Origin of the sequence: Gulosibacter sediminis (assembly GCF_030011715.1) — a bacterium.
GTDB lineage: Bacteria > Actinomycetota > Actinomycetes > Actinomycetales > Microbacteriaceae > Gulosibacter > Gulosibacter sediminis.
In genome coordinates this window covers 1-302 of record NZ_JASCYH010000105.1, presented here as the reverse complement: position 1 = coordinate 302, position 302 = coordinate 1, and the positions used below count along the sequence as shown (strand labels likewise).

1 protein-coding gene is annotated in these 302 nt (G+C 69.9%); it reads left to right on the top strand.

Annotation, left to right across the window (positions count from 1 at the left end; translation table 11 throughout):
• Nucleotides 1-240 (top strand): TfoX/Sxy family protein (locus QM019_RS12745; protein ID WP_282853310.1); only part of this gene is annotated, 240 nt, incomplete at its 5' end.
• Nucleotides 241-302 lie beyond the last annotated feature (62 nt).

The window sequence follows — 302 nt, the reverse complement described above, 5'->3', positions numbered from 1 at the left end:
GAGAAGATCCTGGTCAGCGCGCTGAAGGGCGGCGGGCTCCTCGTCCGAGTGGATGCGCGGCAGCACGCCTCGCTGCTCCGCAAGCCGGGCGCAACTCAGGCGACGATGGGACCAGGCCGAGACATGGGCCCCGGCTGGCTCGAAGTCGTGGCCGACACGATCAGCGACGAAGAACAGCTGTCGTCGTGGATCGACACCGCACTCGACTACAACCGAGCCGGGGCCGGCGGGCGCTCGTAGTCACTCCCGCCGGCCTGGCCTGCCCTAGCCGAGCGCCGGGCGAATCTCGCGCGAGATGACGT